The following is an 8,537-nucleotide window of genomic DNA, read 5'->3' as shown; positions in this document are numbered from 1 at the left end:
TTCACGGGCCCCTGAGCTGTCCGGTCCTCACGGATCTCGAAGTCCAATGCATCCCCTGAGCTGGGGTGTTGCAACGACTCCTAGAACCCAGGCTCGGTGGAGCGGGCCCTTCGGCGTTCCCCCCGGAACTTCCCCGGCGTCCCCCCTGGGTCCCCGATATCCCCCGATACCCCCCCTGGGACCCTCCGGACGTTTCCCCCGAGGTGTTGTTCTTGGAGTGAGAATAACCTGTGGCGCGAGCGGAGGGAAGTCCATTAGCGTCGGGCGCATGAGCAGCAGACTGCACGGGGTGGCCGTGGTGAACGAGGAGATCGCCGCGCGGGGGAGCTACCGGGCGACCGGGGGTGAACTCGTCGAGGTGGGCGAGCAGTTGGCGGCGGCCCGGGCCGGGACGGTGTCGTACGCGCCGGCCGGGCTGGATGCCCTCCTGCGGGCCGGTGACCCCGGTCCCGGGCCGGGCCGCGGGGCGGTCGAGGTGACGGCCGAGGGCAGCGTCCAGGCCGCGCGGCGCCTGGTCGAGGCCGGCGCGGGGCCGGTCGGGGTGCTCAACTTCGCGTCCGCGCGCAACCCCGGCGGCGGCTACCTGCGCGGCGCCCGCGCCCAGGAGGAGGACCTCTGCCGCAGCGCGCTCCTCTACACCTGTCTGCTGGAGGCGCCCGACTACTACGAGGCGCACCGCGCCTCCACCGACCTCCGGTACAGCCACCGGGTGATCGTCTCGCCCGGCGTGCCCGTGATCCGGGGGGACCGCGGCGGCCTCCTCGCCCGGCCCTACCCGGTCACGTTCCTGACCTCGCCCGCGCCCAACGCCGGCCAGTTGGCCCGGCGTTCCCCCGGCGTCGACGTCCGCGGCGTGCTCGCCGAGCGGGCCGTGCGGGTGCTCGCGGCGGCGGCCCGGCACGAGGTGCGCACGCTGGTGCTCGGGGCGTGGGGCTGCGGCGTGTTCGGCAACGACCCGGCGGAGGTCGCCGGGGCCTTCGAGGGCGCGCTGGCCCGGTACGGAGCCGCCTTCGAGCGCGTCGTGTTCGCGGTGTGGGACCGCTCACCGGTGTCCGCGAACCGGGCCGCGTTCGAGGCCCGGTTCGCGGACTGAGCGGTCCGTCGGGGGCTGCTGCTCAGACCTCGGAGCGGCCGGACCGCGCCGTCGCCACGGTCGAGGCGGCGGCGACCACCCCGGTGACCGCGAACACGGACGGCCACGCGCCGATCCGCTTCGCCAGCGGGTGGGAGCCGCCGAAGGCCACCACGTACAGCCCGGTCAGCACGGCCGCCGTCCGCGCGCCCGAACGGCGGTGCCACTGCGCGGCCGCCCCGGCACCCGCCACCGCCAGCACCGCGCCGCCCAGCTCGCGCCGCCCGGTCCAGCGGGCCACGCCGTAGCCGCCGACCAGGCCGCTCGCGGCGGTCAGGGCGGCGGGCGCGCCGTCCGCGATCACGTTCGGGACCTTCGCCATCGTCGACTCCACTCGTCCGCTCGGGGATGCGTTCCGGTTTCCGACCATAACCCCGTCCACGTGGGCGGCCGCGGGCGCCCACGCGGACGGCCCGCGACGGCTAGTGGAAGGCCTGTGCGGCGGTCTGCGCGGGCACCGTCCGCGACAGCCGCTCGGCCGCCTCCGCCGGGGACAGCACGCGCTCCAGCCGCAGGTCGCCCGGGAGGTCCGGGATGAAGCGGCCCGCCGACCACGTCCGCTCGTACGGCTGCGGCTCCAGCACCAGCGTGCGCACGCCGTCCAGCACCGGGATGTCGGCCGGCGTCCCCTCGTTCCAGAGCCACGAGCCGTCCGGCGCCACCAGGTTGAACGCGCCGGCCGCGATCAGGCGGCGGCCGTCCGGGTGCGCCGTGCGGCACAGCGCCACGACCTCCGGGTCCTGCCGGACGCCCGGCAGGTGGCCGCCGCCGATCAGCACGTCGGCGAGGAGGGTGTGCAGCTGGAAGGTGTCGCTCAGGCCGTCCATGCGGAGCAGGTAGCCCGTGCCCGTCGGGCGGTCCAGCACCAGCAGCGGCTCGTCGTCGAGCACCTGGGCCAGGTACGCGAGGCCCTTGAGGTCGTGCCGCTCGCCGCCGTACCGGGCGATCAGCTCCAGCAGCACGGCGGTCACTCCCGAGGCGCGCGCCTCCGCCCGCACCGCCGGGTGCGCGAACACCGCCCACGCGGCGCGCTGCCACAGCTCCAGCGTCCACCAGCCGACGACGGCCAGGTGCGCCTGCCAGGCGTCCAGGACGGCCGGATCCGCGATCCGGCCGTGGGCCTCGCCCGGGTCGTCCTCCTCCGGATCGGGCAGCGGACCGCCGCCCGTCGCCTCCCAGCGCTCCACGAGCCGCTGCGCGCCCGTCAACGCGCCCCGCAGCCCGGCCAGCACCGGGCCCGCGCACGCCGACGGATCGGCGCCCCGCTCGACGCACGCGCCCACGAGCATCGCCAGGTGCGAACGCGGGAACGGCGGAGCGTCCGGCAGCAGCGCCGCCAGCCGGGGCCCGGCCGTCGCCACCTCCTCCGGGCCGGCCGGGCCGAAGAGCCCGCCGACCAGGCCGAGCGCCGGGCCGAACCGCTCCTCGTCCTCCGCCGCGACCACCGTCTCCAGGACGGCCACCGCCTCGGTGAGGGTGGGCTGCTGATGGGGCGTGGGGGTGTGCTGGGAAGCCATTCGCCGCAGCATAGGCGGCGGGCCGGACGGGGAGCCGCTCGGGGGCTGCCCCCGGGTCGTCCGGGGCCGTGCGGGAGCCGTCCGGGGTATGCGCGTCGACGGAAGCACCGGCGCGGCGACGGGACTGTGACGCATACTCACGCGGTGACTGCGTCCCATCCGATACGAGTCCCCGGCCCCGGCACCGAGGCGGAACCCGCCCTGAAGGTCGCCCCGCTCGAACTCTTCCTCGACCTCGTCTTCGTCTTCACGATCACCCAGCTCACCGGCAGCCTGGCCCACCACCTCACCGCCGACGGCCTCGTCCAGGTGCTCGTCATGCTGGCGGTGATCTGGTGGATGTACGACGCCTTCATCTGGCTCACCAACGCGATGCCGCCCAGCAACCACCGCCGGCGCGGCCTCCTGATGCTCGCCATGGGCGCGTTCCTGGTGATGTCGCTGTCCGTCCCGCACGCCTTCGAGGGCAGCGGCGTCGCGTTCGGCTGGGCGTACCTGGTGGTCGTCGCCGTGCACACCGGCATGTTCGCGGCCTCCGGCGTCGTGCTGCCCTCCGTGCTGCGGATGGGCGGGGCCAACCTGGTGGGCGGCGCGCTGGTCGTGACCGGCGGCTACTGCACGGGCACCCTCCAACTCGCCTTCTGGGCCGCCGCCTTCGCCATGCAGTTCGTGACCCCGCGGGTCGCCCGGCTGCCCGAGTTCCGGCTCCGCGCCGACCACTTCGTCGAACGCCACGGCCTGATCGTGATCATCGCCTTCGGCGAGTCCGTCATCGCGATCGGCGTCGGCGCCGGCGGCCTGGACCTCACCCTTCCCCTCGTCGCCGTCGCCCTGCTCAGCCTCGCCGTGTGCGTCGGGCTCTGGTGGGCCTACTTCGGGCACGACGACGACGCCCGCTCCGAGCACCACATGGCCGCCCTCGCGCCCGCGCGCCGCAACTGGACCGCCGTCACGGTCTACTACCTCGGGCACGGCGGACTCCTGCTCGGGATCCTGCTGTTCGCCGCCGGGGTCAAGTCCGCCGTCGCCCACCCCGGGGCCCCGATCACCCTCCCGCAGGCCGCCGCCCTCGCCGGCGGCATCGCGCTCTACCTCGTCGTCAACACGGCCGTCCGCCGCGCCTTCGGCCTCACCCCGAACGCGCCCCGGCTCGTCGCGGCGGCGCTCCTGCTCGCCGCCGTCCGGCTCGGCACCACCGTCTCCGCCCTCGCTCAGGTCGCGGCCACCGCCGCCGTCCTCGCCGCCGCCTTCACCTACGAGGCCCGTCGGTCCCCGGTGGCAGACTTCCCCCGTGACTGACACCGCGATCACGGACGGCGCCCACCTGATCCGCAACGCCGCCGACGGCCTGCTCCTCGAAGTCGCCGACGGCAGCCGCCGCAGTGGAGCCCGCATCCGCTGCGGCGAGGCCACCGGTGCCGACGCCCGGCTCTGGCACCTCACCGCCGTCCACCCCGGCGGCGCCCTCTACCACCTGGAGAACGCCAACAGCGGCAAACGCCTCGACGTCACCAACGCCTCCCCCGACGACGGCGTCCCCATCCAGCAGTGGTCCGCCAACGCATTCGGCGCCCAGGAATGGCTCCTCGAACACCACGACGACGCCCCGGGCACCTACACCATCACGAGCTTCATCAGCGGCAAGCCCCTGACCGCCACCGAGGGCGGCGTCGAACAGCGCGAGGACGCCGACTCCCCGACCCAGTGGTGGCACCTGGAGCGCCGGGGGTAGGCGGTGGGCTCCGACGGTCGGCTCAGGCGGAGAGGTTGGTGCGGAGGGCGGTGAGGTCGGCGTCGGTGATGCCGTGCGGAGCGAGGTAGGCCGGGACGGAGCCGTGGTGGGTTTCGATCCAGGCGAGGGAGGAGGCGAGGAGGGCGGCGGACACCGGGCGGGAGACGCGTTCGGTGCCGGTTTCGTCGACGTACGGGGTGGGTCCGTCGAGGAGGCCGAGGCCGGCGTTGGAGCGCAGGAAGTCGGCGGTGATCTCGGCCTCGGAGGCGCCGAGGAGGGACTGGACGACCGCGACGGTGAGGCCGGTGCGGTCCTTGCCGACCGCGCAGTGGACGACGGCCGGGACGGCTTCCGGGGCGGCCAGGCGGCGGACGGTCGCGGCGATCGACGGGCCGCCGGTGCGGGCCATGAAGGGGTAGAGCGCGGCCTGGTCCTCGGGCCAGGGGTGCTCGTCGTCCTCGCGGTCGGCGGGGAGCGTCGGCACGTGGAGGGTCTCGTGGTCGAGGCCGTGCCGCAGGTCGGGCCAGACCTCCAGCTCGAACGCGCTGCGCAGGTCGACCACGGTGCGCAGGCCGAGGGCCTTGAGGCGCCGGGCGCCCTCCTCGGTGAGGGTGTGGAAGGAGCCGGAGCGGTAGAGCACGCCGCGGCGGAGGGCGCCGATGCCCCCGGCGTCACGGAAGTTGCGCACGCCGGGGATGTCGATGAAGGCGTCGATGGCGTCGGTCATGGCACCACGGTACGGGTGCGGGCGGTGGTGGCGGAAGGAAACCGGAAGAGGCCTTTCGGTGCCGTCGGATGACGTCCGGTCACCTCGGGCGGACCCTGCTCAGCGTCCGCCGGCGACGTCCAGGAACGCGCCGGTCATGTACGACGACGCGGGGGAGAGGAGGAAGAGGATCGTCTCGGCGACCTCCTCCGGCCGTCCGCCGCGCCCCATCGGCAGGTTGGGGCCGATCCGGTCGACTCGGCCGGGCTCGCCGCCCAGGGCGTGGATGTCGGTGTGGATCAGCCCGGGACGGACGGCGTTGACGCGGATGCCCTCGGCGGCCACCTCCAGCGCGAGGCCGCGGGTCATCGAGTCGACGGCGCCCTTGGCCGCCGCGTAGTCGACGTACTCGTTCGGCGAGCCGAGCCGGGAGGCGGCCGAGGAGACGTTGACGATGGCGCCGCCGCGCCCGCCGTGCCGGGTGGACATCCGGCGGACGGCCTGCGCCGCGCACAGGAACGGCCCGGTGATGTTGGCCGCCCAGATCCGGTTCAGCCGCTCCTCGTCGAGGTCTTCGAGCCGGCACTGCCGCTCCAGCGTGCCCGCGTTGTTCACCAGGCCGGTGAGCGGCCCGAGTTCGGCGTCCACGGTGGCGAACAGCCGCTCCACCTCGGTGGTGCGGGTGACGTCCGCCCGGACGGCGAGGGCGGTGCCGCCCTCGGCCCGGATGGCGGCCACCACGGCGTCCGCCGAGGCCTCGTCGGCCCGGTAGTTGACGCACACGTGGTGGTCGCGGCGGGCGGCGAGCAGGGCGGTGGCGGCGCCGATGCCGCGGCCCGCGCCGGTGACGAGCAGGACCTCGGGGGAAGTGGTCGACATGTCCGTACGCTACCCGGTGGGCGTTGCCCGGGTGGCCGCTACCGGGCGGTCCGGTCTGCGGTGCCCGCCGCCGCCCGCAGAGCCGCGATCTTCGGCGCGCGGCTCTTCGGCGAGTCGAGGCTGAACCCGCGCGCGTCGCCGAGCTCGTCGCGGACGAACGCCTCGGTGCGGGCCACCGCCTCGCGCAGCGCGTCGTCCGGCGGCACGAAGGGCTGGTGGACGATCTCCGCACGCTCGGTGTCGTACTCCCACAGCCCGACGATCCGGCCCCGGTCGAGCACCACGTGGGTCTGCGGGTCGGCCTCACTGCCGAAGGACCGCCCGGCCCGGCCGGCGGGCAGCGGGCGTGCGGCGTCGACGGGGTCGAGCAGCCGGGGCAGGTCGCGGTGCAGGAGGTGGATACCGTCGATGCCCGCGAGCAGGGTGTAGTGCGGCTCGGCGGGAATCCTGAACTCGGCGTAAGCGTCGAGAAGTTCGGGCGGCATCAGGAACTCCGAGCCGGGCGCGAGCGGGACCAGCCCGGCCTCGGCGACGGCCCGGCGGGCGGTGGCCGCGGTGAAGCCGGAGAACCAGCGGAAGTGCCGCAGGGTGGCCGGGGCGGCCCAGGAGAAGTAGCGGCGGGCGAGGTCGACGGCGCCCCCGGCGACCGGCTGGTCCCAGCCCACGTAGCCGTAACGCTGCTGGTCCAGGCGGCCGTTGACGGGCACCCGGCGGATCCGTCCGCGCGACTGCATCAGCCCGAGCGCGAGCGGCAGCGTCGTCGAGACACCGCGCTTCTTCCCCGCCTCGCCGAGCGGCCGGACGGCGTCGCCGACCGCCTCCCGGATCGACGTCGGGTCCAGCGGCTCGGCCTCCGACAGCACGCGCTCGATGGCCAGGCAGAGCTTCTCGACCTCGTCCCGGCCGACCCCCAAGTGCTTCTCCGCGGAGGCCAGTTCGGCGACCGGCCCGGCAGCTCCGGCGGCCAGCCCGAGCGCGAAGTCCGCGGCCGGCAGGACGTACGTGCAGCCGCGCGCCGCCGGCAGCTCGTGCACCTCCAGCCGCGCCACGGCCGCGTCCACCGCCGCCCGGCGGAGCCCGGCCCGGGCGAACAGCCCCAGGTACGGCGCCGCGCCGCCCACCGACCGCGCCCACCCGGTGGCGGCCAGCACCTCGGCGGCGGGCGTGCCGGGGTGCGGGCGGTCCAGCCACTGGCGGTGGGACCACCAGGCGCGCAGTTTCGCGGTGTCGGCGTCGGTGCGGGTCTCCGGTCCGTGCTCCATGGGGCCAGTATCGGCCGACGGGCGGGCCCCGAGCAGGAAATCGGTCGCCCGGCGCGGCCCGGCTCGGGGAGGATGCGATCACCACCGCCACGGCCGACCGAGCTGTTCGAGAGGGGAACACGCATGCCCGCAGCGCCCGTAGCGCCGCCCGGAACCGTCCTGCTCGCCGGCATCGTCGGCTCGACCGCGTACGGCCTCGCCCACGCCGGCTCCGACACCGACCGGCTGGGCCTGTTCGCCACCCCCACCGAGGAGTTGCACGGCCTGCACCGCCCGGCCGAGTCGCACGTGACCACCCGGCCGGACGCCACCCTGCACGAGGCCGCCAAGTGGTGCCGCCTCGCGCTCTCCTGCAATCCCACCGCGTCCGAACTCGTCTGGCTCCCCGACGACCTGTACGAGACGCGCACCCCGCTCGGCGACGAACTCATCGGCATCCGCGGCTCGTTCCTCAGCGCGCCGGCCGTCCGGAAGGCCTACCTCGGCTACGCGGACCAGCAGTTCCGCAAGCTGCTGACCCGCGACACCGCGGACGCCACCGCGCGGCGCCGGGCCGCCAAGCACGCCCGCCACCTGGTACGGCTCGTCGAACAGGCCGTCCGCCTGCACGAGACCGGCACCAACCTCGTCCGCCTGCCCGACCCCGAACGCGTCCGCGACCTCGGCGAACGCATCGCCGACGACCCGGCCGTCGCCCGCCCCGTCCTCGTCGCGGCCGCCGACCGCCTCGACCGCCCCGGTGTCCTCCCCGCCGCCCCCGACCCTCGCCCCGCCGAGGCCTGGCTCCGCCGGGTCCGCGCCGCCCACTACGCCCCGCCCCCGCCACCCCGGCCCCCGGCGAGTCCCTCCAATCCACTGGCGGACCCCTGGGGCCCACCGGGTAGGATCGCGGTGGCCCTCCCCACACGGGACGGGGCCGCGGGCCACTAGCTCAATTGGCAGAGCTGCGGACTTTTAATCCGTAGGTTCAGGGTTCGAGCCCCTGGTGGCCCACCGCGTGAAGAGGCGGTCCGATCTCCTCCGACCTGCGGTCCGGCACTGCGGCTGCTCGATGCGGCTGCGGTGCCGTCGCGTTTTCGGAGCGGACCGAGCCGGTGGGGGGATGGGGGCCCGATGCAATGGATCGGTCATGCCTTCGTCTCAGCTCGGTCGCGAGGGGTTCGCCCGACGGTCGAACGTTGGTAGAACTGGAACAGGCATGTCTGGTCGGACGGACGGGGGAGCGGTATGAAGTTCGACATGGGGAACCAGGCGCTGCAGACGCTGATGTCGGGGTCGAGGACCTCGAACCAGGACCTGGGTGCGCTGG

9 protein-coding genes and 1 tRNA gene are annotated in these 8,537 nt (G+C 74.9%); 5 read left to right on the top strand and 5 right to left on the bottom strand.

Annotated elements, in window-relative coordinates; translation table 11 throughout:
- Positions 1–268 precede the first annotated feature (268 nt).
- Positions 269–1,093, top strand: a complete 825-nt coding sequence (locus tag AB0C76_RS40695) for a TIGR02452 family protein (protein ID WP_359975632.1) — start codon at positions 269–271, stop codon at positions 1,091–1,093.
- 22 nt (positions 1,094–1,115) lie between these two features.
- Here the strand turns inward: AB0C76_RS40695 and AB0C76_RS40690 are convergent, their stop codons facing one another.
- Both AB0C76_RS40690 and AB0C76_RS40685 read right to left on the bottom strand, forming a co-directional pair.
- Entirely contained in the window at positions 1,116–1,454 is a 339-nt protein-coding gene (locus tag AB0C76_RS40690; protein WP_359975629.1) for a hypothetical protein, read from the bottom strand.
- Between the two features lie 100 nt (positions 1,455–1,554).
- Complete coding sequence (locus tag AB0C76_RS40685; protein ID WP_359975626.1) at positions 1,555–2,649, bottom strand: hypothetical protein; 1,095 nt, start codon at positions 2,647–2,649, stop codon at positions 1,555–1,557.
- 144 nt (positions 2,650–2,793) lie between these two features.
- On the opposite strand from AB0C76_RS40685, the gene AB0C76_RS40680 reads away from it, so the two are divergent.
- Both AB0C76_RS40680 and AB0C76_RS40675 read left to right on the top strand, forming a co-directional pair.
- The gene (locus AB0C76_RS40680) at positions 2,794–3,948 is read left to right on the top strand and encodes a low temperature requirement protein A (protein ID WP_359975623.1); all 1,155 of its coding nucleotides are present in this window, start codon (positions 2,794–2,796) and stop codon (positions 3,946–3,948) included.
- The gene (locus tag AB0C76_RS40675) at positions 3,941–4,381 is read left to right on the top strand and encodes an RICIN domain-containing protein (RefSeq protein ID WP_359975620.1); all 441 of its coding nucleotides are present in this window, start codon (positions 3,941–3,943) and stop codon (positions 4,379–4,381) included. Before AB0C76_RS40680 ends, AB0C76_RS40675 begins: the two co-directional genes overlap by 8 nt.
- Positions 4,382–4,403: 22 nt before the next feature.
- Here the strand turns inward: AB0C76_RS40675 and AB0C76_RS40670 are convergent, their stop codons facing one another.
- The 3 genes from AB0C76_RS40670 to AB0C76_RS40660 all read right to left on the bottom strand — a co-directional run bounded on the left by AB0C76_RS40670 (position 4,404) and on the right by AB0C76_RS40660 (position 7,228).
- Positions 4,404–5,108 (bottom strand): tyrosine-protein phosphatase, encoded by a 705-nt coding sequence (locus AB0C76_RS40670; RefSeq protein WP_359975617.1) that lies wholly within the window; start codon positions 5,106–5,108, stop codon positions 4,404–4,406.
- 99 nt (positions 5,109–5,207) lie between these two features.
- On the bottom strand, positions 5,208–5,966 hold the full coding sequence (locus tag AB0C76_RS40665) for an SDR family oxidoreductase (protein ID WP_359975615.1): 759 nt from the start codon (positions 5,964–5,966) through the stop codon (positions 5,208–5,210).
- A gap of 38 nt (positions 5,967–6,004) precedes the next feature.
- Positions 6,005–7,228 carry a crosslink repair DNA glycosylase YcaQ family protein gene (locus AB0C76_RS40660; RefSeq protein WP_359975612.1) on the bottom strand — a complete coding sequence of 408 codons (1,224 nt, stop codon included), beginning with the start codon at positions 7,226–7,228 and terminating at the stop codon, positions 6,005–6,007.
- A 123-nt stretch (positions 7,229–7,351) separates the two neighbouring features.
- On the opposite strand from AB0C76_RS40660, the gene AB0C76_RS40655 reads away from it, so the two are divergent.
- Both AB0C76_RS40655 and AB0C76_RS40650 read left to right on the top strand, forming a co-directional pair.
- On the top strand, positions 7,352–8,158 hold the full coding sequence (locus AB0C76_RS40655; RefSeq protein WP_359975609.1) for a nucleotidyltransferase domain-containing protein: 807 nt from the start codon (positions 7,352–7,354) through the stop codon (positions 8,156–8,158).
- Positions 8,149–8,221, top strand: a tRNA-Lys gene (locus AB0C76_RS40650). The genes AB0C76_RS40655 and AB0C76_RS40650 overlap by 10 nt, the downstream gene beginning before the upstream one ends.
- Positions 8,222–8,537: the final 316 nt, after the last annotated feature.

Origin of the sequence: Kitasatospora sp. NPDC048722 (genome assembly GCF_040650235.1) — a bacterium.
In the GTDB taxonomy this organism is placed as follows: Bacteria; Actinomycetota; Actinomycetes; order Streptomycetales; family Streptomycetaceae; genus Kitasatospora.
The sequence above is the reverse complement of the archived record's forward strand: the minus strand, read 5'-3'. Positions and strand labels throughout refer to the sequence as shown.

Bases quoted from the DNA above. Each gene is read 5' to 3' on its own strand.
- AB0C76_RS40655 (WP_359975609.1), top strand. From the start codon at position 7,352: ATGCCCGCAGCGCCCGTAGCGCCGCCCGGAACCGTCCTGCTCGCCGGC.
- AB0C76_RS40690 (WP_359975629.1), bottom strand. From the start codon at position 1,454: ATGGCGAAGGTCCCGAACGTGATCGCGGACGGCGCGCCCGCCGCCCTG.
- AB0C76_RS40670 (WP_359975617.1), bottom strand. From the start codon at position 5,108: ATGACCGACGCCATCGACGCCTTCATCGACATCCCCGGCGTGCGCAAC.
- AB0C76_RS40685 (WP_359975626.1), bottom strand. From the start codon at position 2,649: ATGGCTTCCCAGCACACCCCCACGCCCCATCAGCAGCCCACCCTCACC.
- AB0C76_RS40695 (WP_359975632.1), top strand. From the start codon at position 269: ATGAGCAGCAGACTGCACGGGGTGGCCGTGGTGAACGAGGAGATCGCC.
- AB0C76_RS40660 (WP_359975612.1), bottom strand. From the start codon at position 7,228: ATGGAGCACGGACCGGAGACCCGCACCGACGCCGACACCGCGAAACTG.
- AB0C76_RS40665 (WP_359975615.1), bottom strand. From the start codon at position 5,966: ATGTCGACCACTTCCCCCGAGGTCCTGCTCGTCACCGGCGCGGGCCGC.